Genomic DNA, 21,210 nt, shown 5'->3' with positions numbered 1-21,210 from the left:
CGATCAGGGATCCAGCTTCGGCCCCAGGATTTCCACCAGCCAATCAACAAATACCCTCACCCGTGGCGACAACTGGCGGCTCGGCGGATAGAGCACCGAGATCGGCGTCGGCGTCGGCGGAAAATCGGGAAGCACCTCGACCAGCCGGCCGGCAGCGATATCGTCCGCATAGCGGAGCCTTGGCGCCTGGAACAGCCCGAAGCCCAGCCGGACCAGCGCGGCACTTGTGTCTGAGTTCGCGACGGTGACCCGCGACGGCAGGGTGATTTCGCGAACCTTGCCGTCGACGGTGAATTCCAGCGGCATCACCTGCCTCGTGCGCGAAGACACGAAGCCTATCATCATATGGCCGGCCAGATCGTCCGGCGTGCGCGGCACCCCGTGGCGTTCGAGATAGGCGGGGCTGGCGACGGTGATTTCGCGGGCGATGCCGAGCCGCCGCACGATCATGTCGCTGTCGGGCAGCGTGCCGGCCCTGATGACGCAATCGACGCCTTCGCGCACGAGATCGACGAGGCGGTCGCCTTCGCCGATATGCACGGTCAGGCCCGGATATCTGGCGAGCAGCGCCGGCAATTCCGGCAGTAGGAAGGTGCGCGCCATGTGGCCGTTGACGTCGACGCTGAGCCTTCCCCCCACCTCGTGCGCGCCGAAGCCGCCTTCGGCATCCTCGATGTCGGCCAGGATGCCGATGCAGCGCTGGTAATAGGCTTCGCCGTCGAGCGTCGTCGTGACATGGCGCGTGGTGCGGCGAAGCAATTGCACGCCGAGCCGTTCTTCGAGCTGCTTGATAGCGGCGGTGGCGCTGGAGCGCGGCAGGGCGAGATCGGCGGCGGCCGCAGTGAAGCTGCGCCGTTCCACGACGCGGGTGAAGAGCCGCATGCTGTCGAATCGGTCCATCGCTGATTGTTCGCACATGCTGAATAGTGTTGGCAATCCATGGCCGATTATATCGGCCCACCGGGCGAGTATATGCATCTCCATCCAGATAGAAGGAGATTTCGCCATGACCACCCGCCCCATCGCTCTCATCACCGGCGGTAGCCGCGGCCTCGGCCGCAACACCGCGCTCAACCTCGCCCGCAAGGGCGTCGACGTCGTCCTCACCTATCGCTCGCGCGCCGACGAGGCGAAGACGGCAATCGCCGAGATCGAGGCGGCCGGCGGCCGGGCTGCCGCGCTTGAGCTCGACGCCGGCGCCGTCGCCAGCTTCCCGGCTTTCGTTGAAGCGTTGAAGAAGACGCTTCACGAGACCTGGCAACGCGACCGTTTCGATTATCTCCTCAACAATGCCGGCACCGGTCTGCGCAAGCCAATCGCCGAGACGACGCAAGAGGAGTTCGACACGTTGATGAACATCCACCTCAAGGGCGTGTTCTTCCTCACCCAGGCGCTGCTGCCGCTGATCAACGATGGCGGCCGTATCGTCTCGAGCGGCCTGGCGCGCTTCTCGGTCCCGGGCTCCGCCGCCTATGCGATGATGAAGGGCGGCGTCGAAGTGTTCACGCGCTACCTCGCCAAGGAACTGGCAGCCCGGCGCATCACCGCCAACACGGTGGCGCCGGGCGCGATCGCGACCGATTTCAACGGCGGCCATGTGCGCGACGACGCCGAGATCAATCGCGTCGTGGCCGACATGACGGCGCTCGGCCGCGCCGGTGTCGCCGACGACATCGGCCCGATGATCGCCTCGCTGCTGTCCGAGGACAATCGCTGGGTCAACGCCCAGCGCATCGAGGTGTCTGGGGGCATGAACATCTAGGCGATCGGTCACTTGACCTGCCGGATCAGTCCTTCGAAGCCGTCGGCAAGATTGGCATTGCCGGCGGCGATGAAGCTCGACAGGTTCCTGGCCCGCCCAGGGGTCTTGTTGGCATCGAGCAGCACCGCCCTGCCCTCATGCATGACGAAGTCGAACTTGCCGTAATCGAAGCCAAGCTGGCGCCGCAGCGCGCGCAGCTCGTCCGGCACGGGCACCGCCTCGCGGCGGATGGTGTCGTCGCCCTTGACCAGGCTCTGCGGCGAGACATGACGGGTGCAGCGCTCGCGCTCGCCGCAGAACAGCCAGAAGCGGGCGCCAATACCGTCCGACGAACCGCAGGAAGTCCGCGCCCTGCGTTGGCCGGTCGCACCTCGACGTTCCACGAGCTCAAATGGCGCGTGGCCATGACCGCCAACGGCGGCGCGCCTGACTACACGATGCCGGTGCGGAGAATCCTGGAGCAATTCGACGCGCTGTTTCCCGATCGTGAAGAGCTGTCGGCTCGAACCGAATGGGAACTGCCGGTCGTCGGAACCATCGACGTCTACCGGAACTCGTCCGTCGTCTACAGCTTCGCTCCGGCGGCAGCGCTGATCAAGGAAGCCGGGACCTTCTTCGATGATGTCCGGCTGGCCTCGACCGGCACATACGGGCTCGCGGAACGCTGCCCGCTGCTGGTGCTGCGTTCGCCGAAGCGCCTTGACTGACGGGCGGGGTTGCTCGTCGGCGCCTCGCGATGGCCGGCGCATTTCGGCCTGGCGTCTCGCAGGAGAAAAATTTCGCGCCGCTGCCCCGTTGCGCGCGCCTTGACTCCGGCAACCCAGCGGCCTATCTCAGCGCCACGTTAGCACTCGCCTTTGGTGAGTGCTAACTTATATCCGGCGGCCTCGCCGGATGGAGGAACAGTTCTCACCGTTCTCATTCGAGGAAGATAACATGGCAAAGTCCAAGTTCCGCCCGCTTCATGACCGCGTGGTCGTTCGCCGGGTCGAATCCGAATCCAAGACCGCCGGCGGGATCATCATCCCGGATACGGCGAAGGAGAAGCCGCAGGAAGGCGAGATCATCGCCGTCGGCTCCGGCGCCCGCGACGAAAGCGGCAAGCTCGTGCCGCTGGACGTCAAGGCCGGCGACCGCATCCTGTTCGGCAAGTGGTCGGGCACTGAAGTCAAGCTCAATGGCGAAGACCTTCTGATCATGAAGGAATCCGACATCATGGGCATCATTGGCTGATCATCGGCCTCACCTGAATCTTCATCTTCGGGCTCTTCCCGAGCCCCTGCCAGGAGCTAAAACATGGCTGCCAAAGACGTAAAATTCTCCCGCGATGCCCGTGAGCGCATGCTGCGCGGTGTCAACATCCTCGCCGACGCGGTGAAGGTCACCCTCGGCCCCAAGGGCCGCAACGTCGTCATCGACAAGTCGTTCGGCGCCCCGCGCATCACCAAGGACGGCGTTACCGTCGCCAAGGAAATCGAGCTTGAGGACAAGTTCGAGAACATGGGCGCGCAGATGGTCCGCGAAGTTGCTTCGAAGACCAATGACATCGCCGGCGACGGCACCACGACCGCAACGGTTCTGGCGCAGTCGATCGTCCAGGAAGGCCACAAGGCGGTTGCCGCCGGCATGAATCCGATGGACCTGAAGCGCGGCATCGACCTCGCCGTTGGCGACGTCGTCACGACGCTGATCAAGAACGCCAAGAAGATCAAGACCTCGGAAGAAGTTGCCCAGGTCGGCACCATCGCCGGCAATGGCGATGCCTCGGTCGGCTCGATGATCGCCGAAGCGATGCAGAAGGTCGGCAATGAGGGCGTCATCACCGTAGAGGAGGCCAAGACCGCCGAGACCGAGCTCGAAGTCGTCGAAGGCATGCAGTTCGACCGCGGCTACCTCTCGCCCTACTTCGTCACCAACGCCGACAAAATGGTTGCGGACCTGGAAGACGCCTACATCCTTCTGCACGAGAAGAAGCTCTCCAACCTGCAGGCCATGCTGCCGATCCTCGAGGCTGTCGTGCAGACCTCGAAGCCGCTGGTCATCATCTCGGAAGACGTCGAAGGCGAGGCCCTGGCCACGCTCGTCGTCAACAAGCTGCGCGGCGGCCTGAAGATCGCCGCCGTCAAGGCGCCGGGCTTCGGTGATCGCCGCAAGGCCATGCTGGAAGACATCGCCATCCTCACCGGTGGCCAGGTCATCTCGGAAGACCTCGGCATCAAGCTCGAGAATGTCGGCCTCAACATGCTCGGCCGCGCCAAGAAGGTGTCGATCTCCAAGGAGAACACCACCATTGTCGACGGGGCAGGCAAGAAGGCCGAGATCCAGGGCCGCGTGTCCCAGATCAAGCAGCAGATCGAGGAGACCACCTCGGACTACGACAAGGAGAAGCTGCAGGAGCGTCTGGCCAAGCTCGCCGGCGGCGTCGCGGTGATCCGCGTCGGCGGCGCGACCGAGATCGAGGTCAAGGAAAAGAAGGACCGCGTCGATGACGCTCTCAACGCGACCCGTGCGGCCGTCGAAGAAGGCATCGTTCCCGGCGGCGGCGTCGCGCTTCTGCGCGCTTCGCTGAACATCAAGGCAACCGGCGCCAACTCCGACCAGACCGCTGGCATCAACATCGTTCGTCGCGCCCTGCAGGCTCCGGCCCGTCAGATCGCGTCCAACGCCGGTGCGGAAGCATCGATCGTTGCCGGCAAGATCCTCGAGAACAAGGGCCCGACCTTCGGCTACAACGCCCAGACCGGCGAATATGGCGACATGATCGCCATGGGTATCGTCGATCCGGTCAAGGTCGTTCGCACGGCTCTCCAGGACGCGGCCTCGGTCGCCGGCCTGCTGGTCACCACCGAAGCCATGATCGCCGAAGCTCCGAAGAAGGAGTCGGCTGGCGGCGGCATGCCTGGCGGCATGGGCGGCGGCGGCATGGGTGGCATGGGCGGCATGGATTTCTAAGAAGTCCATAAGCTTGCTCAAGCCCGCAAGCGGGCTTGAGTGGTCTCTAATCCAGCCGATTTGGCTAACACACGGAAAGGGCGGCAGAGATGCCGCCCTTTCTCGTTGCGCGGCCCAGGAGCGTAGATAGGATGACGTTTCGTTGAATCGCCATCCTGATCTAACTCTCTGTTGGAGCATGATCTTCTCCGAAACCGGTTCCCACTTTCGGGATCGCGCTCTAGTGGCACAGGGATTTTGACCGGTCGGCTCTGTTTGCGTTGACAGGCGGCATGCCTTGGAGATTGGCCGAAACGCCCATCGCGATCGTCATTCCAGGGCGGAGCAGGAGCGAAGCTCCGTCGCGAAGACCCTGGAATCCATGCCGTTACCTTCGCCAAGGCGTGCAACGGAGCAGAATTCTGCACCGAGGCGGCGCTTCCAAGTCACGGAATGGATTCTATGGTCTGCGCGCGTCGCTGCGCTCCTTGCTCCGCCATAGAATGACGAGGTGGGGGCGGCTTCAGCCAATCCCCGGCGTTTGCGCTGATTTCACGGAAATAAACGGAAGATCTTGCACCAAGACAACCTTTCAAAATCCCTGTGTCGGGGAACTAGTTGGAGCATGATCTTCTCCGAAAGCCGGTTCCCACTTTTTGCATTCGCTGACCTTCGGTTCGGGATCATGTTCTAGCCAAGCGTGCTGCTCCATGGGCAACCCTGCCCTACAGCTCAACCGACTGCCTAAACTTTGTGCAATTCCTCAACAAAATCAGCGCCTTCGGTTAAACGCCCGCGATCGTTGCGGCATTTGTCGGACAATATTTTTTAAGATATCCGCGCTTACTAATGAATAGGGCGTGCTTGATTGCTCGCGCGTTAGGGGTGTCGGGGTCTTCATCGATGCAAATTCTCCACCGGTTCGTGCGTAACCGTGACGGCAACGTCCTCATTATGTCCGCGCTGCTTTTGCCGCTGCTCGTCGGCATGGCGGCGCTGGTCACCGAATATGGCGGCGCGCTGGTCGAGCGCGCCAGCAACCAGCGCACCGCCGATCTCGCGGCCTTTGCCGGCGCGCTCGCCTACAACAAGACACAGTCGACCGACCGGATGACCGCGGCGGCGGTCAATGTCGCCACGCTCAACGGCGTTCCGGCAGCCGATGTGTCGGCGACGCTGGTCACCTCGCCGAAGACAACCGGCGTGAACGCGGTCACCGTATCGATCCGCACGCAGAAACAGCTGCTGCTTGCGCGCGTCCTCGACAATCGCCAGCAATTGCAGATCTACGCCAGTTCTGTCGCTGAGCTGGGCGCGCAGCCATCGACACCGGGCTGCATACTGGCACTGGACGGCACCCAGACGGGCATCACGCTGTCAGGCGGCACGGCCGTCAACGCCCCCAAATGCACGGTCTCGTCGAACAACACGATCACCGTTCCGTGCGGCACCGGCATCTCGGCTATCGGCGTCAACTACAACTCCGCCACGGCCCCGAGCCAGCCTTGCAACGGCATCACCGGACCAAACGGGACGGCGGCGGTGATCACCAAGAAGTCGACTCCCGATCCGCTGGCGGGCAATTCCGCGGTCGCGGCTGCCGTCGCCCGCTTTGCCACCGTGGCGGCGCTCTCGCCAACCGCCGCGCCAGCAGCGCCGACCACCTCGAGCGGCAACAATATCGACTTCGGCTGGACCCAGGGATCAACCCAAGGCCAGGCGAATGCGCTGGGCTGCGCCGCCAGTTGGGCATCGTCGTCATCAACCTGGACGCTGAATTGCGGCAGCAAGACCACCGTCAACCTGGGCACCATCACGATCGGCGGCGGTATCAATCTCAACTTCGCCACCACGGGCGCGGCGACGACCGTCTACAACATCTCCGGCGATCTCACGACCAGCGCCACCACGAAGTTCGGACCGGGCACCTACAATTTCGCGGGCAAGCTGACCACGGCCGGAACCACCACCTTCGGCGCCGGCACCTATAATTTCGGCAAGCAGGTGACAACCACCGGGACTACCACATTCGGTGCCGGCACTTTCAACTTCAGCAAGGGGCTGACGACCGGCTACGGCACCACGGCGTTCGGCGCCGGCACGTTCAAGATCGGCATCAGCGATAACACCTGCGGCGGCATCGCGCGCGTCAGCCTCTGCAACAGCAGCACGCTCACCTTCGGCGGGCCGAGCACATTCGAGCTGCCTGGCGGCATCAACAATGCCGGCGGCGCCACGCTGACTTTCGGCTCGGGCACCTCCAACAGCTACAAGATCGGTCCCGGCGGCAATGGCGATGCCATCACGCTCGGCGGCGGCTCCATCACGATCATGGCCGATGCCACCAGCTCGGGCGTGTTCCAGGTCGTCGGCGATGTGAACGGAGGCGGAGGCGGCAGCTGCTTCGTCGTCCCGGCCACCGCCCAGCACGACATCGAGGGCAACTTCATCGCCTCGGGCGCGGTGCTGCTCGGCGCCGGCGTCTACACGATCGACGGTTACTTCGCGCTGGGCGGGAGCGGCGGCGGCAGCGCCAGCTGCGGCGGCTCGACGATCAGCGTCAGCGGCAACAACGTAACGCTGGTGCTGTCGGGCAAGACCAAGTCGAACTCGGGAAGCTGCAATGGCTATGTCTTCTGCGTGGCCGCCGGCTACAGCAACATCGTGCTGACCGCGCCGCAGACGGGCGCCACGGCGAAGCTTGCCGTGATCGGACCGACGTCGACCTCGGTCACGGCCGGCGCAACCTTCGCCGAAGGCGGTTTCAACGCGCAGATCTCCGGCGCGTTCTATTTCCCTTACGGGCCGATCATCATGAATGGCGGCTCCAGCATCCTGGGTTCGAACACCGATACGACCAAGTGCCTGCAGCTGATCGGTTCCCTGATCACCCTGTCAGGCGGCACGGCGGCCACGTCGGAATGCGTCGCCGCCACCGGTGCTACCACGAGCAGCAAGGTGAGCCTCGTCCAGTGATGCCACGTTTCAAAATCAGCCCAGCATTCGCCCGCTTTCTCCGCCGCGAGACGAGCGGCGCATCGGCCGTCGAGTTCGCGTTGATCAGTCCGGTGCTGATCCTGATCCTTGCCGGGCTGGTCGACATCGGCGCGTCGCTGAAGGCGAAGTTCGATCTGTCCTCGGCGATCTCGGCCGGCTCCAACTACGCGCTGCTTGGCGCCGACAAGGTCAACTCCGCCGGCGGCGGCACGCTTGCCGGCAACATCCTGGCGGTGGTGGCGAATGGGTTGGGCAACGCCGGCGGCAGCGTCCAGGTCGTCGTCAACAACGGCGCCACAGTCAATTACAACACGAGCAACGGCACAGCGACCCAGACCGGCACCGTATCCAACGCCGATCTCTGCTATTGCCCGACCGGCAGCGCGGCCAGCGTCACCTGGGGTTCGGCGGTGACCTGCGGCTCGACCTGTCCGGCCGGCGGCATCGGGGGCAAGTTCGTCACCATCAGCGCAAGCCGGTTCTTCTCTCCGCTGTTCGGCGGCTTCGACGTGGTGAACAGCGGCAACATCACCGTCCGGGCCATGGTGCAGCCGCAATGAGACACGTCCTGGAGCGCTTTGCGGCGAAGTCTTTGATCCCGTTCATCCGCGACCGGTCCGGCGCCAATGCGGTCGAATTCGCCCTGCTTTCGCTGCCGCTCTTGCTGGTGCTGTTCGGCACGGTGGAGTTCGGCCGCATGTACTGGACACAGCACGTGCTGCAGGACACGGCGACAGCCGGCGCGCGGTGCGTCGGCGTGCTGCAGAGCGGCTGCTCGCAAAACGGCACCTACAACGCCGCCAACACCGTTACCTTCATCAGCGGCATGGCTGCGGCGGACGGCATCACACTCACTGGCACCAACATCAACGTCAACAACAACACGACCTGCTCAGGCCTCAGCGGCTTCACCACCGTGCGGGTCTCCTACACATTCGCGACGGTGCTGCCATCCGTCCTGATCGCCTTGGCCAACGGCCCACAGCTCAGCGCCACGGCCTGCTTTCCCAACCAGGGCGCATGATCCGAAAGATTTGAACCGGTTTTTTCGGGCAGACTTCAGGTCGACTCGGCCTGAAATCATCCGGCTTTAGCGGTCAGACGGCTGTCTTTGCAGGGTGAGCTACGCCACCAGCCAGCACCGCCTGCTCGACCAGCGCCGCAACCTCGTCGGCCACGGCGGCGAGCGGCGTGCGGTCGCGGGTGGCGCGGGCGATCACCATCAGGCCTTCGAGCGAAGATTCGACCAGCAGGGCCAGCGCCTGCGCGCGCCGCTCCGGCACCCCTGCCCTGACGAATGCCTGGCGCAGCAGTCCGATCCACTGCTCGAAGGCCGAGCGGCAGATTTCAATCAGGTCCGGAACGTTGTTCGGCGCGTCGAGCACCACCGGCGCGACCGGACAGCCGAGCGAGAATTCGTTTTCCTCCAGCATGCGTCCGACCGACTGGTAGATGTGGTGGACGGCAACGGCGGGATCGCTTTCCTCCAACAGCGCGGCGCCCAGCCGCTCCGTCACGTCTGCGACACTGGCTCGCGTCACCTCGATGACCAGTTGGTCCTTGCCGCCCGGGAAATGGAAATAGAGGGAGCCGCGTGGTGCTCCGCTGGCGCTCAGAATGTCGTTCAGGGACGTGCCGTGATAGCCGCGCTTGCGGATGAGCAGCGCCGTCGCCTCGATCATGCGGGTGCGTGTGTCCGTCGCCACCTCGACCTCTCAAAATGTCAACCTCTGTCAGGAGTGCTCATTATAGGTCTTGCCCAGAATATGACAATCGGTCTACATAATATGTAAATCGGTCTACATATCGGAGGCAAAAATGCGAAGTTACCGGCTCGAGGAGTTCGGCGGCATCGAGGGGCTGGTCATGCGCACGGAAGCGCTGCCCAAGCCGGGTGCAAACCAGATCCTGGTACGAGTGCGCGCCGCCTCGCTCAACCGCCGCGACACGATGATCATCAACGGCACCTATCCTCTGGCACCCCGCGCAGGCATCGTGCCGCTGAGCGACGGTGCCGGCGAAGTCGTGGCCGTCGGCGACGGCGTCACCCGCTTTGCCGTCGGTGACCGCGTCACCGGCAGCTATTTCGCGCGCTGGATCGACGGCCGCATGCATCCGGGCGTGATCGACCAGCTCGGCTGTACGCTGGACGGCATGCTGAGCGAATATGCGCTGCTTGACGAGCAATGGGCAGTGCGGCTGCCGGACCATCTTTCCTGGCAGGAGGCTGCGACCTTCACCTGCGCCGGGCTGACCGCCTGGAGCGCGCTGACGGGCGCCGAGATTCCGAAGCCGGGGCAATGGGTTCTCACTATTGGCTCAGGTGGTGTTGCGTTGTTTGCCTTGCAGTTCGCCAAGCTCATGGGCTGCCGTGTGGCCGCTGTCACCTCGCGGGCGGAGAAAACCGAGAGGCTGAGGGCGCTCGGCGCCGACCTCGTCGTCGCGGCAGCCGAAACGCCGGAATGGGGCATGAAGCTGCGCGAGGCGACCGGCGGCATCGACATGGTCGTCGAAACCGGCGGCCCGGCGACTTTTGCGCAATCGCTGATCGCCAGCGCGCTTCACGGGCGCATCGTGCTGCTCACCGTGCAGGACCGCAACGGCAAGTCGGTCGAGATTCCGGGCGCCGTCTATCAGCGCAGCCTGGTCACCATCGGCCGTCTCTTTGTCGGCAGTCGCAACGGGCTCGAGGCGATGCTTGCCGCAGTCGCCACGCACCGGCTGAGACCGATCATCGACAAGGTCTTCCCGTTCGCCGAGGCGCGCGAGGCTTACCGCCATTTCCAGCTGGGCGACGTCTTCGGCAAGGTCGTCATCGACGGCGTCTGATCGCCGCTTTTCCGCAAAACCAGATAGGAGATCAGCCATGACAATCCGCGAAGCCTCGGCCCAATGGCAAGGAACGCTCAAGGAAGGATCCGGCCGGCTGCGGCTGGGCAGCGGCGTGTTCGAAGGCGCCTATTCCTTCCCGTCGCGCTTCGAGAACGGCCCGGGCACCAATCCGGAAGAGCTGATTGCGGCCGCCCATGCCGGCTGCTTCTCGATGGCGCTTACCGCCATGCTCGGCGCCGAAGGCCACACGGCCGAGAGCATCCACACCATCGCCAAGGTGCATCTCGGCGCGACCACGGCCGGGCCGACGATCACCCGCATCGAGCTCGAAACCGAGGCGAGCATCGCCGGCATATCGGCCGAGGATTTCGAGCGGCTGGCGCAAAAGGCCAAGGCGGCCTGTCTCGTCTCGCGCGCTCTGGCGGGCGTCGCCACCATCACGCTCAAGGCGGGGCTCGTAGCTCAATGAAACGACAGGAGAAGATCCAATGATCCATGAGCACATCATCGACATCGCCGCGGCCAAACGCTCCGCCAAAACGGCGGAAATCATGCGGCGCTACAACGACGTCTTCCAGCGTCACGATCCGGCGGCACTGGACGAATTGGTGGCGGAGGGTTGTGTGATCGAGAACACCACGCCGGCGCCCGACGGCGCCCGCCGCAGCGGCAAGGCGGCATGCGTCGAATTGTGGTCGGCGATCGCCACCGGACCCGGTACCCGCTTCGACATCGAAGAGACGTTCGTCGCCGGCGACCGCGCCACGATCCGCTGGCGCTTCTGGATGGCCGACGGCAGGTCGCTGCGCGGCGTCAACCTGATGCGTGTCGCCGATGGGCAAATCGTCGAGGCGATGGGCTATGTGAAAGGTTAAGCGTCGACCACCGCAACCGCATCGACCTCGATCAGATATCCAGGCGACAGGCTGGCTACTCCCAAGACGACGTTGGCCGGCTTGTGGTCCCCGAACAGAGCCACGCGGGCGGCATCGATAATCGGGTAATGGTCATCGAGCCGGTAACCGACGACGTAGACCATGATCTTCGCCACGTCGTTGGGACGGGCGCCTGCGGCGGCAATAGCCCGACCGAGATTGGCGAACACCTGGCGCGTTTGAGCCGTGAAATCACCTTCGCCGACAAGCTTGCCGTTCAGGTCTTCAGATTCCTGGCCGGCGATAAATATCAGCCTGGTGCCTTTCGCCACGACAACTTGGCTGTATGTGTCAGGCTTGGGTAGATCCTGGGGATTGATGCATTCAAGCGTCATTGCGACCGCCTTTCTTACTCGGATTTCCGGCCTTACTCGGATTTCGGGATCTCTCGAGCCTCATTAGCCCAAAGCTCCCCCGAGGCGACCATGGGCTATGTAGAGGACTGGCGCTCAAGGGCTACCGATCGGCCAGCGCCAGCTTGGCGCCGAGCATGACGAAGGCGGCGGCAAAGCTGCGGCGCATCCATGTCAACACCTTCGGCCGAGACACGATGTGGCTGCGCACCGATGCCGCGAAGACGCCGTAGATGGCGAAGACGACGAACGTCATCAGCATGAAAACGCCGGAGAGCTCCAGCATCTTGGGCAGCGCGTGCGGCTCGGTGGTGCTGACGAATTGCGGCAGGAAGGCAAAGAAGAAGATCGACAGTTTCGGGTTCAGGATGTTGATCAGGATGCCCGAGGTGATCGTTCTGGCGGTTGAGCGCGGCGCGGCGTCCTCGTCGATGCTGAGGCCGCCTTTTTCCTTCAATGTGTTCCAGGCCATGTAGAGCAGATAGGCGACACCGAGATATTTCAGCGTCTCGAAGGCGACGGCGCTTGTGTGCAGCACTGCGGCGAGGCCGGTGATGGCAGCCGCCATATGCGGGATGATGCCAAGCGTGCAGGCGAAGGCCGCGACAATTGAGGCGCGCGCGCCGCGCGAGAGGCCGGCGCCAAGCGTGTAAATGACGCCGGTTCCGGGCGAAGCCACGATGATCAGCGACGTCAACAGGAATTCAATGCTCATGGGTTTCCTCCGCAGCCCTGCCCCGGGGGGAAGGTACCGGGAGGCGTGCAACAGGGCAAGCGGGGCGCTTTTCCTCGCCCCCACGAAATAAGCTACGCTATGCACACATCTTCTGTGACTGGCGTGACTGATCAGGCCGAGGCTTGATTGCCACGTGGTTCCCCCAATCCGTCGCTGCTTCGCAGCGCCACCTTTCCCCCCTCCGGAGGGAAAGGAAGGGAGCGTTGCTGGACGGGCGTTGACGGCAAAAGCTTGGCGCCTTCCTCTACCCCGTCGATCGGGGGAGAGGTGGCTCGGCGAAGCCGAGACGGAGAGGGAATGGCGCCGCCTTTGAAGCAATCTGAGGAATCGCCGGCGCGCAGCCCCTCTCCGGCCGCTGCGCGGCCACCTCTCCCCCCGCTTGGCGGGGCGAGGAAACTAGCTCACCGCAAGCCCATGCGCCGCCCTCGCCATCAGGCAGTCGTCGCCGCCGGGCATGCAGGCGCGGCAGACGTCGGGGCGCAGCTCGTAGATGCCGCAGGCCGTGTGCTTGCCCACCTCGCCGGTGAGCGCCGAGCATCGGCCGCCCTCGCAACGCATGCCGGACTGGTCGGCTGCTACCAGCTCGGCCGGGATGCGGTCGAGCTGCTCGTCCTCCTCGGTCGAAAAACGCGGCCAGTCTGGCGAGTAGGAGCAGCAGGCGCCGCAGCTCTGACAGTCGAAGACGGCGACCGCACCGCCATCCTCGTCGACAGACACAAAGGACTGACCGGGCAGGCCGAGCGGCCCGGCTGTGCGACCGCCGTCCTGCGGCAAGGGCGCTACTTCTTCCTGGTCTTGCGCGCCGGCGCTTCGGCCGGCGACTTGAACAGATCGGTCGCAACCTCTGCGGGCGCATCCGGCTTTGCCGCCGACTTGGCTGGCTTGGCAGCGGCGGGCGGAGCTGCCGGCTGTTCCTTGGCGGAGAATTTTATGGCCATGTCAGTCCTCGTCAGAAAAGCGCGATGATGGCGCATTCGGTTTGCGCAAGCGGCCGATCAGCGCCGAGACCGCCGTGATGTTCATTTCCTCGGGCGACCAGTTCCTGGCGTCCTCGATGTGGTGCGGCGCCAGCTCACGATGCGTGCTGCCGCTGTAGGCGGCATCCTGATAGCTGGTGCGCTGATGGGTCTTGGCGTCTTCCCGCACATACTCGATCAGATAGTTCGGGGCTTCGGCGCGGCCGCGCACGCCAACGCGCACCTGAGCATCGCCATGCGCGCGCTTGCAGCGTTCGAGCCTTTCCAGCACTCGGCGAACATATTCGACCGGCTTGTCAAGGGTGTCGACCATATCGGCGATGGTCGCATCGGCGGCGATCGGCGTTGATGGTACGCGTTTGGCGGCCATCAGCGTGTGCCTGCCGGTTTCGGCAAAGCCTGCCCACATGATTCATTCGAGCTAGCGGTCAAAATCTTCTCCTGCCCGGAGGGCTGATGCCGAAATGGCAGAGCGTCTTTCGGCCATGACCACGCACAAAGCAACACGGCGTCGGATTTAAATTGCGGACGCCCGCATCCCTGACCTTGCAGCATTCTTATCACATCGTGGCGGACGTTGGGGCTATCCGCAAAAAAGGACAAAAAATTCGTCGGCTGCGGAACCAATGCCATGGCGGGCCGTTTCCACCCAAGCCGTCAGCAATTCACGAGCAATCGAGAACGGCTGATGGCAAAAGCGCCTCCCGCGCCGTAACAAGCGCGAGAGGCGTTTTCTATTGTTCACCGCTCCTGATCGGTCGGACGGATAAGTATCTCGTTGACATTGACCCTTGGCGGCTGGCTGACGGCATAGAAAATCGCGTTCGCAATGTCTTCCGCGGTCAGCGCTTCCATCGTGGCGAGACGGTGTTCGAGTCCGGCCTTGGATTGCACGTTGGTGATATGATCGCCGAGTTCGGTACGCACAAGGCCCGGCTCGACGACGGTGACGCGCACCTTGTCGGCATAGACCTCGCGGCGCAGCGATTCCGAAAAAGCCACCACCCCGAACTTGGTCGCCGCATAGCCGCTGGCGCCGGGATTTGCGACCCGGCCGGCGACCGAGGAGACGTTGACGATATGACCCTTTGAGGCCTTCAGGTGCGGCAGCGCCGCCTTGGTGGTCGCCATCAGGCCGATAAGGTTGAGCTCGATCATCTGGCGCCAGTCGTCTAGATCGGCTTCGGCCGCGGGAGCAAGCAGCATGACGCCGGCATTGTTGACGAGGATATCGAGCCCTCCCCATTCGGATACGACCTTGTCGACCATCGCGGTGATGTCGCCGGGCTTGGCGATGTCGGCTTCAATGGCGAGCGCGACGCCATCGGCCTGTTCGATGCGCGCAACCAATGCTTCGAGGCGATCGGCACGACGGGCGGCGACCGCGACTTTCGCGCCGGCCGCGGCAAGGACCGCGGCGGTGGCCTCGCCGATGCCGGACGAAGCGCCGGTGACGAGCGCGACCTTGCCCGTGAGTGGTGAATTTGCGGTTGTCATGAGAAATCTCCAGGAGCCCGGCCCGCCCCTTCACATAGGCCGCCCCGCCGGGGCTTGAAGGCCCCATGAGAGCCATCGACGCAATTTGCCCGAGCCTGCCCGGGCTCAATCCTGTTCGTGCGGCCCAGGCTCCGGCCAGGGCTCCCTGGCGGCTTCGGCATACCAGTGCCGCATCGCGGGCATCGCCAATATCGCGTCGACATAGGCGCGGGTGACGGGCGCCAGCTCGCCGCCATAGGTGTCGAAGCGCGTCACCACCGGCGCATACATGGCATCGGCCGCGGTGAAATGGCCGAACAGGAACGGGCCGCCTTCGCCATATTGCTCGCGGCACTGGCGCCAGATCGCTTCGATCCTCGCCCGCTGCGCCTCGCCCTCGGCATCGAGCGGCTTATGGGATTTCGGCCTGCGCAGGTTCATCGGCCATCCGTAGCGGACTTCGCGGAAGCCCGAATGCATTTCCGTCGCCACCGAGCGCGCCAGTTGACGGGCGCCGAGATCGGTCGGCCAGAGCCTTTTTTCCGGATAGAGATCGGCCAGATATTCAAGGATGGCAAGCGTTTCCCAGACGATCCTTCCATTATGATTCAAGACCGGCACGAGGCCGGTCGGCGACACCTTGGCGAGGTTGGCCGCCGTCTCGGGTGTGCGCAGCCGCACGAAGCCTTCCTCAAAAGGGATATCCAGGTGCTTCATCGCCACCCATGGCCGCAGCGACCATGAGGAAAAGCATTTGTTGCCGATATAGAGGGTGAACTCCGCCAAGACCGTCTCCTGATGATGTCAATCCGCTGCGGCCGTCGTGATCGCCGTCGGCCCGACGCCGGCGCGGGCCTGGATCGCAGCGACCGCTGCCTTTATGTCGGGGTTGACCTCGATCGCCTTGCGGCCGGCCTCGATCGCGAGGTCTACCTGGTCTATCGGCAGCCGCAGCCTAGTCGGGATCTCGTTGAGCTTCGCCTGCACCGCCGGATCGACATCGGCGAAGGACAGGTGCTGGACAACAAGGCGGACATCACGGCAGTTCCAGCCGGAAGCCGAACCACGATAGGCGGAAACGGCGGAGGCCGGCAGGCCACAACGATAGCGCACCAGCTCGCCCTTCCATTGCGAGACGGCGAGCGTCAACGCATCGAACTCGTCGCGGACCGAGGCGGCGAGTGTGGTGCTGGTCACGGCGTCGAGGAGTTCGGCAGCCCTTGGCCCATGCAGGGACTTCGCCCAGCTCACGTCGCTGTCGCTCCCCGCATCCGCGACAATGAAGATCAACGTCGTCAGGCGGACCGCGGCCGATGGCGACAGCGGCCCGTAAGGCGTACCCGCGGCGGAACGCTCGAGCGTGAAGCCGGTGACGCCGATATTGTCGGTGAGGCCGCCGTCGAGCAGCTTCACATAGTCGAGCGGATCGGCGTTCTGATAGGAATCCAGAGCGCTGGCATAGGCCTTGAGCCGCAGCGAGGCATTGCGGTCCTCGAGCGCCAGGCTCAGCCATTGCGGCCTGCGATAACCGCAATGGGGACTGGTCGCCGAGACCACGATCGGCGCGAAGACGATCGGCACGGCCGCTGATGCCGCGACAGCATCGGCAAGCCGCACCTTGTCGAGATCGCTGCACAGCGCCGCGAACGTGTCGTAGGTGAAAAGGAAAGGCGTGCGGTTGTAGATGTCGGAAGCGTTGATCCAGACGATCGGCCCGTTCGGCCTGTGCAACGCCTTGAAGGTCGCACCGTCGAAGAGATGGTCGTTCAGCCATTTGGCGAAGCCGCTGCGGTCGTTGACGCCGCCATAATAGGCGCGAACCAGATTGACCGGAGAGATCGATACCCTGAGATCGGCCTCGGCATTCTGGGTCAGGAAGCGCTCGCGAAAATCCCGGTAGCCGTCCCTGCCCTTGTAGCCGAAATAGGCGGCGGCGACGGCGCCTCCCGAGGCGCCAGAAATCATCCTGATGTCGTCGACCAGCGTGCGGCGTTTCGGCCGTTCGTCGATGACGATATCGTCGAGCGCCCGCAGCACGCCATAGGAGAAAGCGGCCGCCCGAGTGCCGCCGCCCGAGAACGCCAGCCCGACGACGGTCGAACCGTCATCGGCGGTGTCGGGTATGTAGGTGGGTGACGGGTGGCCGACTTCTGTGCTCAGCACGTTGATCGGCCCGACATCGTCGGCGACGCAGCCGGCCACGGCCATCAAAACTGCGACAAAGGCCACACGAAGACGCAAACTCGTTTCCCCCAGGGCTGCCCTCTCCCGCAGCCGCGGCAGACCCTAACCGGATTGCCTTATCCGATGCAACCGCACCGAGAGAGTGATCGCCGCGGCCTGGAACCCAAACGGATCCGGCACGTTGTCAGACCCGGATGCGGTTCTCGTGTCCAGACCCAGGAGATGCGCGTCAAGCCAATGAAGGGCTTCCGTCAAGCAACGGCCGGCAAGGTGCAGAAGGCTTAGTGGCGACGTGAACGAGAAGGTTCGCAAAGCATTCTGAGGCCGTCTTGTCTTGATGTCGAGATAGGCAAGAGGCCGCCGCGAGGCGGCCTTTTTCATGTCTGGAATTGCTTGGCGAAAGCGTTGGTGAAGACGATCTCGCCATGGTCGCCGGCCGCCTCGCCCAACACCACATCCATGTTGCCGGCAGTGACCCTGGCCAGCGCGAAGCCGCCCATATAGGCCGCCTTCGGCTTGATGATGTCGAGCCCGTCACGCTGGTAGATCATCGGCACTTCGTGCTGGTGGCCGTGGAAGACGGCAATCACATTGTAGCCCTTTATCGCGGCCAGCAGCGCCTGGCGGTCGGCCTCGCCCCACCAATGCGGGCGGCCGGAGCCATCGTCACCATAGGTGTGTTTCACGGGATCCCAGCGCTCCGTCGAGAAAGTGTCCCAGCCATAATGCTGGAACAGGATGACCGGCCGGCCGTCGCCGGCATAGGTGGCGAGGTCCTGCTTCAGCCAAGGCAGGCTGCTTGGCGCGCCATGGCCGGTATCGCCGGCGAAGCGGTGCATCTGGACGAGATGCAGGCCGCCCCAGTCCCAGGAATAGCAGTCGGTATCGACGTCGTATTCGGTAGCGGGCACCGGCGGCTTGAAGAACACGCCGGGACGATGGTTGACCTCGACATAATCGCGCAATTCGCGGCGATACCAATCGACGTGCGGCGGCGAGCCGTTCTGGTCGAGATCATGATTGCCAAGCCCGACATAGACGGGGATGTGGACCCGGTCCGGCCCGACACCTTCCTGATAGCGCTTGGAGAACTGCAGAAGCTGCGTGCCTTCGCTGGGCTCCGTGACCTGGCCGCCGCCATCGTCGGTGATGTCGCCGCCGGTGACGAGGCCGAGCGGCGTGCCGATGCGGGTGCCGGCCGAACGCAGGCCGGTGGCAACGCCGTCGATCTCGGCCGGCCACTTCTTGTCGGCAATCGCGTTCAAGGCCGCGACGTTGCGCAGAAGTGCTGCATCGGTCTTGCCTTCCTGCAGGCAGTTGGGACTGAGCCCGCTCGCCATGCGGCAGGCATGAATATCGGCGATGAAGAGGAAAGTGGCGTCGATCGGCTGGATGCGCCTGCCGGTCTGGCCGAACGCGACGCGAGGCAGTACGCCGGCAGCAGCGAGACCTCCGGCGATGAAGATGCGGCGCGAAACGGTTGCTGGCGAAGAGCGATTCATCGTCATCCGATTAAACACCCTCGGACCACCTCCCTCTGTCCTGGCAGCGTTATCGCAACAACACCCTGCGGCGTCGTCTCGTTGCCAATCCGCCCAAAGACGGATGCACGCTTTCCAGCCCCCTCAAGCACTCCAGCAACACCGCGGCGTCCTGTGATGTCTTGGCCATCGACATGGCGCCGGAATAAGCAGCCACCGCAAGCGCGGCGAAGCGGTCGGGTTCGGTCCCACCCTCCCAGCCGTCCTGCTGGTCGGCCCGGATCTTGTCGGCGATCGCCCTCCGCCAGCCGGCGAAGATCTTGGCAAGCGCCAGGCGAAACTCGTCGTCGGCCAGCGACAGTTCATGCGCCAGATTGTTAAGCGGGCAGCCGCGGACATAGCCCTGTCGCTCTAGCTCCGCAGCCACCGCCTCGAACACGGCCCGCACGCCTTCGCGGGCCGATGTCGCCGCCAGCACCGGGTCGATCCAGGTCTCCTGGACCGCCGCCGCCACTCGTTCCTCGATCACTGCGAGCGCCAGCGCCTTCTTGGTCGGAAAATGGTGGTGCAGCGCGCCGCCGGTGACACCGGCCGCCGCCATCAGATCGCCAAGGCTCGAGGCGTGATAGCCGCGCGCCTGGAAGGCGCCTTCCGCCACGTCGAGGACGCGCCGGCGCATGCCTTCCGGATCGTTGGTGCGCTTTTTGCGTTGGGCCACGGCGATCTCCCCGTTCTCCTTGTTGGAGAGGGTACCTGAGCAAAGTGAGGACGGATAAGCGTGTTCCGGGAAAGCCAACCTCTCACTCCGCTGGAACACCCCTCATCCGTCTCGGCGCTGCGCGCCGATCCACCTTCTCCCACAAGGGGAGAAGGGGAAAATCACGATAGCAGATTGACAAAACAGGACAACCGGTCTGTTTATAAACAGGATGATCACCCTGTTTTGAGATTCTGGCCATGAACCGACCTTCCCGCCTTGCCTCGCCCGTCGTCGAGCTTCGGCAATACACGCTGAAGCCCGGGCAGCGCGAAACGCTGATCGCGCTGTTCGAGCGGGAGTTCGTCGAAACGCAGGAAGCGACGGGCATGACCGTCATCGGACAGTTCCGCGATCTCGACCGCCCCGACATGTTCGTCTGGCTGCGCGGTTTTGAGGACATGGAAACGAGAAAGGACGCGCTGAGCGCCTTCTATGGCGGCCCGGTCTGGGCAGCGCATCGCGATGCCGCCAATGCGACGATGATCGATTCCGACGACGTGTTGCTGCTCAAACCGGCTTGGCGGGGCGCGGGTTTCGACCTGTCGGGGGTGCTGCGGCCGACAGCCACCGAGGCTGAAACCATGAGCAATGGGAGTCGGTTGCCCGGCTTTGTTGAGATTTCGATTCATCATTTGCGGCCAGGCACTGAGGCCGGCTTTGCCGAGCGCTTCCAGGCTGAGGCCGTTCCGCAACTTGCGACAAACGGCGCCCGGCTTCTCGGCGCCTTCGTCAGCGAGCATTCCGAAAACACGTTTCCTCGGCTGCCCGTGCGGGCCGGCGAAAATGTCTTCATCGCCGTTGCCGGTTTCGACGATGGCGATGTCCACGCGGGCCATTGGGCCGGCCTCGCCGCTTCGCCGGCATGGCGGGCGGCCCGCGAAGCCATGGCGGCCGTCGCCACGAAGCCGGCCGAGACGTTGCGCCTGACGCCCACGGCCCGGTCGCTGTTGCGATAGTCACGCTGTCGGCAACATGCCGGCTATTGCCTCGGCGACAAAGGCCGGATCTTCCCAATGCGGATTGTGGCCGCAATCCTGTGCCCACACCAGGCGCGATCCGGCCAGCGCCCCTGCCATCGCCCGCTGATGCGCTTCGCCAAAAAGCGGATCGCGCCCGCCTGCGATGATCAGCGTCGGGGCCTGCACGGCGCGCGCCGCGGCGGTCAGATCGGTGCGACGGACTTCTTCGAGAATGGCGCGCCAGCGCGCTGCGGGAATCGCGGACGCGTCTTTCGCCAGGCCGGCGAGAAAAGCCCGCGGCACGCCCGGCCGGCAGGCATGCCACCAATGATAGAAGGGATCGACCGGCGAGATCGGATCGCGCAACGCCGCGACACCATCGATCAGTTGGTGATCCTGCTCGAAACCGGGCATCAGCGCGCTTGCCAGGATTACCAGGCCGCCGACCAGTTCCGGATGCCGTGTAGCCAGCGCGATCGACACCATGCCACCCAGCGAATGGCCGACGACGACCGGCCGGTCGAGCCGCAGGCGCCGGATCAGCCCGGCGATGTCGTCGGCGAAATCGGCGATGCCGCAGCCCTCGCCCGCCTGCGAGCCGCCGTGGCCGCGCAGGTCCGGCACGATAAGCCGGCGGCCGGGAAGATGCGGCGCCAGCAGCGAGAAGCTGCGGCTGGTGTCGGTGAAGCCGTGCACCAGGACAAGCGGCGGCTCCGAACCCGGGATCTCGACATAGGCAAGGTCGAGACCGCCGATGTCGACGGTCTGCTTGCGCCCGGCCCAGGACGCCTGCTCGGCCTCCTGATCCGTCAGTTCCAAGGCTGACG

25 protein-coding genes are annotated in these 21,210 nt (G+C 64.3%); 11 read left to right on the top strand and 14 right to left on the bottom strand.

Features of this window, described 5'->3' with window-relative positions:
* Positions 1 to 3 precede the first annotated feature (3 nt).
* Positions 4 to 900: a LysR family transcriptional regulator gene (locus tag FJ425_RS28770; RefSeq protein WP_140631134.1), complete on the bottom strand. Its 897-nt coding sequence runs from the start codon at positions 898 to 900 to the stop codon at positions 4 to 6.
* 106 nt (positions 901 to 1,006) lie between these two features.
* On the opposite strand from FJ425_RS28770, the gene FJ425_RS28765 reads away from it, so the two are divergent.
* Positions 1,007 to 1,762: an SDR family oxidoreductase gene (locus FJ425_RS28765; RefSeq protein ID WP_140727583.1), complete on the top strand. Its 756-nt coding sequence runs from the start codon at positions 1,007 to 1,009 to the stop codon at positions 1,760 to 1,762.
* A gap of 8 nt (positions 1,763 to 1,770) precedes the next feature.
* Here the strand turns inward: FJ425_RS28765 and FJ425_RS28760 are convergent, their stop codons facing one another.
* Entirely contained in the window at positions 1,771 to 2,145 is a 375-nt protein-coding gene (locus FJ425_RS28760) for a hypothetical protein (RefSeq protein WP_246673324.1), read from the bottom strand.
* A 21-nt stretch (positions 2,146 to 2,166) separates the two neighbouring features.
* On the opposite strand from FJ425_RS28760, the gene FJ425_RS28755 reads away from it, so the two are divergent.
* From FJ425_RS28755 to FJ425_RS28730, 6 genes are all read left to right on the top strand, one after another.
* Positions 2,167 to 2,469: a hypothetical protein gene (locus FJ425_RS28755; RefSeq protein ID WP_181164899.1), complete on the top strand. Its 303-nt coding sequence runs from the start codon at positions 2,167 to 2,169 to the stop codon at positions 2,467 to 2,469.
* Between the two features lie 229 nt (positions 2,470 to 2,698).
* The gene (gene groES / locus FJ425_RS28750; protein WP_010915433.1) at positions 2,699 to 2,995 is read left to right on the top strand and encodes a co-chaperone GroES; all 297 of its coding nucleotides are present in this window, start codon (positions 2,699 to 2,701) and stop codon (positions 2,993 to 2,995) included.
* A 63-nt stretch (positions 2,996 to 3,058) separates the two neighbouring features.
* Positions 3,059 to 4,714, top strand: a complete 1,656-nt coding sequence (gene groL / locus FJ425_RS28745; RefSeq protein WP_140542511.1) for a chaperonin GroEL — start codon at positions 3,059 to 3,061, stop codon at positions 4,712 to 4,714.
* An 882-nt stretch (positions 4,715 to 5,596) separates the two neighbouring features.
* The gene (locus FJ425_RS28740) at positions 5,597 to 7,669 is read left to right on the top strand and encodes a TadE/TadG family type IV pilus assembly protein (protein ID WP_281407526.1); all 2,073 of its coding nucleotides are present in this window, start codon (positions 5,597 to 5,599) and stop codon (positions 7,667 to 7,669) included.
* A complete protein-coding gene (locus tag FJ425_RS28735) occupies positions 7,669 to 8,250 on the top strand; it encodes a TadE/TadG family type IV pilus assembly protein (protein WP_140727581.1) in 582 nt (193 codons plus the stop codon). The genes FJ425_RS28740 and FJ425_RS28735 overlap by 1 nt, the downstream gene beginning before the upstream one ends.
* Positions 8,247 to 8,714, top strand: coding sequence for a TadE/TadG family type IV pilus assembly protein (locus FJ425_RS28730; RefSeq protein ID WP_140727579.1), 468 nt, complete (start codon positions 8,247 to 8,249; stop codon positions 8,712 to 8,714). The genes FJ425_RS28735 and FJ425_RS28730 overlap by 4 nt, the downstream gene beginning before the upstream one ends.
* Before the next feature lie 73 nt (positions 8,715 to 8,787).
* Here the strand turns inward: FJ425_RS28730 and FJ425_RS28725 are convergent, their stop codons facing one another.
* A complete protein-coding gene (locus FJ425_RS28725) occupies positions 8,788 to 9,396 on the bottom strand; it encodes a TetR/AcrR family transcriptional regulator (protein WP_140727577.1) in 609 nt (202 codons plus the stop codon).
* Positions 9,397 to 9,508: 112 nt separating this feature from the next.
* Between FJ425_RS28725 and FJ425_RS28720 the strand changes: the two genes are divergently transcribed.
* Genes FJ425_RS28720 through FJ425_RS28710 form a run of 3 tightly spaced genes read left to right on the top strand, consistent with a single transcriptional unit; the run spans position 9,509 to position 11,397 of the window.
* Complete coding sequence (locus tag FJ425_RS28720) at positions 9,509 to 10,519, top strand: NAD(P)-dependent alcohol dehydrogenase (RefSeq protein WP_140727575.1); 1,011 nt, start codon at positions 9,509 to 9,511, stop codon at positions 10,517 to 10,519.
* Positions 10,520 to 10,556: 37 nt separating this feature from the next.
* Positions 10,557 to 10,991: an OsmC family protein gene (locus FJ425_RS28715; protein WP_140727573.1), complete on the top strand. Its 435-nt coding sequence runs from the start codon at positions 10,557 to 10,559 to the stop codon at positions 10,989 to 10,991.
* Between the two features lie 19 nt (positions 10,992 to 11,010).
* Complete coding sequence (locus FJ425_RS28710; RefSeq protein WP_140727571.1) at positions 11,011 to 11,397, top strand: nuclear transport factor 2 family protein; 387 nt, start codon at positions 11,011 to 11,013, stop codon at positions 11,395 to 11,397.
* On the opposite strand, the gene FJ425_RS28705 is transcribed toward FJ425_RS28710, so the two are convergent.
* From FJ425_RS28705 to FJ425_RS28660, 10 genes are all read right to left on the bottom strand, one after another.
* Positions 11,394 to 11,792: a RidA family protein gene (locus FJ425_RS28705; RefSeq protein ID WP_140542518.1), complete on the bottom strand. Its 399-nt coding sequence runs from the start codon at positions 11,790 to 11,792 to the stop codon at positions 11,394 to 11,396. The genes FJ425_RS28710 and FJ425_RS28705 overlap by 4 nt on opposite strands.
* Before the next feature lie 121 nt (positions 11,793 to 11,913).
* Complete coding sequence (locus tag FJ425_RS28700; protein ID WP_140727569.1) at positions 11,914 to 12,525, bottom strand: LysE family translocator; 612 nt, start codon at positions 12,523 to 12,525, stop codon at positions 11,914 to 11,916.
* Between the two features lie 417 nt (positions 12,526 to 12,942).
* The gene (locus FJ425_RS28690; protein ID WP_181176099.1) at positions 12,943 to 13,263 is read right to left on the bottom strand and encodes a YkgJ family cysteine cluster protein; all 321 of its coding nucleotides are present in this window, start codon (positions 13,261 to 13,263) and stop codon (positions 12,943 to 12,945) included.
* A gap of 62 nt (positions 13,264 to 13,325) precedes the next feature.
* Complete coding sequence (locus FJ425_RS31740; RefSeq protein WP_181176097.1) at positions 13,326 to 13,484, bottom strand: hypothetical protein; 159 nt, start codon at positions 13,482 to 13,484, stop codon at positions 13,326 to 13,328.
* A 1-nt stretch (position 13,485) separates the two neighbouring features.
* Complete coding sequence (locus FJ425_RS28685; RefSeq protein ID WP_140727599.1) at positions 13,486 to 13,893, bottom strand: hypothetical protein; 408 nt, start codon at positions 13,891 to 13,893, stop codon at positions 13,486 to 13,488.
* A 371-nt stretch (positions 13,894 to 14,264) separates the two neighbouring features.
* The gene (locus FJ425_RS28680) at positions 14,265 to 15,020 is read right to left on the bottom strand and encodes an SDR family NAD(P)-dependent oxidoreductase (protein ID WP_140727567.1); all 756 of its coding nucleotides are present in this window, start codon (positions 15,018 to 15,020) and stop codon (positions 14,265 to 14,267) included.
* Between the two features lie 105 nt (positions 15,021 to 15,125).
* A complete protein-coding gene (locus FJ425_RS28675; protein ID WP_140727565.1) occupies positions 15,126 to 15,785 on the bottom strand; it encodes a glutathione S-transferase family protein in 660 nt (219 codons plus the stop codon).
* Positions 15,786 to 15,803: 18 nt separating this feature from the next.
* On the bottom strand, positions 15,804 to 17,207 hold the full coding sequence (locus FJ425_RS28670) for a patatin-like phospholipase family protein (RefSeq protein WP_140727597.1): 1,404 nt from the start codon (positions 17,205 to 17,207) through the stop codon (positions 15,804 to 15,806).
* 353 nt (positions 17,208 to 17,560) lie between these two features.
* Positions 17,561 to 18,685: a metallophosphoesterase gene (locus FJ425_RS28665; protein ID WP_181176095.1), complete on the bottom strand. Its 1,125-nt coding sequence runs from the start codon at positions 18,683 to 18,685 to the stop codon at positions 17,561 to 17,563.
* Positions 18,686 to 18,734: 49 nt separating this feature from the next.
* Positions 18,735 to 19,343: a TetR/AcrR family transcriptional regulator gene (locus tag FJ425_RS28660; protein ID WP_140727595.1), complete on the bottom strand. Its 609-nt coding sequence runs from the start codon at positions 19,341 to 19,343 to the stop codon at positions 18,735 to 18,737.
* Positions 19,344 to 19,621: 278 nt separating this feature from the next.
* On the opposite strand from FJ425_RS28660, the gene FJ425_RS28655 reads away from it, so the two are divergent.
* Entirely contained in the window at positions 19,622 to 20,380 is a 759-nt protein-coding gene (locus tag FJ425_RS28655; protein ID WP_140727561.1) for an NIPSNAP family protein, read from the top strand.
* Here FJ425_RS28655 and FJ425_RS28650 read toward each other — a convergent pair whose 3' ends face one another.
* Positions 20,381 to 21,202 (bottom strand): alpha/beta hydrolase, encoded by an 822-nt coding sequence (locus FJ425_RS28650; RefSeq protein WP_246678051.1) that lies wholly within the window; start codon positions 21,200 to 21,202, stop codon positions 20,381 to 20,383.
* Positions 21,203 to 21,210 lie beyond the last annotated feature (8 nt).

This window comes from Mesorhizobium sp. B2-7-2 (assembly GCF_006440775.1).
GTDB lineage: Bacteria > Pseudomonadota > Alphaproteobacteria > Rhizobiales > Rhizobiaceae > Mesorhizobium.
Note: the sequence above shows the minus strand (reverse complement) of the source record. Positions and strands in the feature narration are given on the sequence as shown.

Coding starts and splice junctions, on each gene's coding strand:
- FJ425_RS28665 (WP_181176095.1), bottom strand. CDS start 18,685: ATGAATCGCTCTTCGCCAGCAACCGTTTCGCGCCGCATCTTCATCGCC.
- FJ425_RS28730 (WP_140727579.1), top strand. CDS start 8,247: ATGAGACACGTCCTGGAGCGCTTTGCGGCGAAGTCTTTGATCCCGTTC.
- FJ425_RS28680 (WP_140727567.1), bottom strand. CDS start 15,020: ATGACAACCGCAAATTCACCACTCACGGGCAAGGTCGCGCTCGTCACC.
- FJ425_RS28655 (WP_140727561.1), top strand. CDS start 19,622: ATGAACCGACCTTCCCGCCTTGCCTCGCCCGTCGTCGAGCTTCGGCAA.
- FJ425_RS28755 (WP_181164899.1), top strand. CDS start 2,167: ATGACCGCCAACGGCGGCGCGCCTGACTACACGATGCCGGTGCGGAGA.
- groL (WP_140542511.1), top strand. CDS start 3,059: ATGGCTGCCAAAGACGTAAAATTCTCCCGCGATGCCCGTGAGCGCATG.
- FJ425_RS31740 (WP_181176097.1), bottom strand. CDS start 13,484: ATGGCCATAAAATTCTCCGCCAAGGAACAGCCGGCAGCTCCGCCCGCC.
- FJ425_RS28660 (WP_140727595.1), bottom strand. CDS start 19,343: ATGCGCCGGCGCGTCCTCGACGTGGCGGAAGGCGCCTTCCAGGCGCGC.
- FJ425_RS28670 (WP_140727597.1), bottom strand. CDS start 17,207: ATGGCCGTGGCCGGCTGCGTCGCCGACGATGTCGGGCCGATCAACGTG.
- FJ425_RS28715 (WP_140727573.1), top strand. CDS start 10,557: ATGACAATCCGCGAAGCCTCGGCCCAATGGCAAGGAACGCTCAAGGAA.
- FJ425_RS28770 (WP_140631134.1), bottom strand. CDS start 900: ATGGACCGATTCGACAGCATGCGGCTCTTCACCCGCGTCGTGGAACGG.
- FJ425_RS28710 (WP_140727571.1), top strand. CDS start 11,011: ATGATCCATGAGCACATCATCGACATCGCCGCGGCCAAACGCTCCGCC.
- FJ425_RS28720 (WP_140727575.1), top strand. CDS start 9,509: ATGCGAAGTTACCGGCTCGAGGAGTTCGGCGGCATCGAGGGGCTGGTC.
- FJ425_RS28705 (WP_140542518.1), bottom strand. CDS start 11,792: ATGACGCTTGAATGCATCAATCCCCAGGATCTACCCAAGCCTGACACA.
- FJ425_RS28765 (WP_140727583.1), top strand. CDS start 1,007: ATGACCACCCGCCCCATCGCTCTCATCACCGGCGGTAGCCGCGGCCTC.
- FJ425_RS28685 (WP_140727599.1), bottom strand. CDS start 13,893: ATGGCCGCCAAACGCGTACCATCAACGCCGATCGCCGCCGATGCGACC.
- groES (WP_010915433.1), top strand. CDS start 2,699: ATGGCAAAGTCCAAGTTCCGCCCGCTTCATGACCGCGTGGTCGTTCGC.
- FJ425_RS28740 (WP_281407526.1), top strand. CDS start 5,597: ATGCAAATTCTCCACCGGTTCGTGCGTAACCGTGACGGCAACGTCCTC.
- FJ425_RS28700 (WP_140727569.1), bottom strand. CDS start 12,525: ATGAGCATTGAATTCCTGTTGACGTCGCTGATCATCGTGGCTTCGCCC.
- FJ425_RS28735 (WP_140727581.1), top strand. CDS start 7,669: ATGCCACGTTTCAAAATCAGCCCAGCATTCGCCCGCTTTCTCCGCCGC.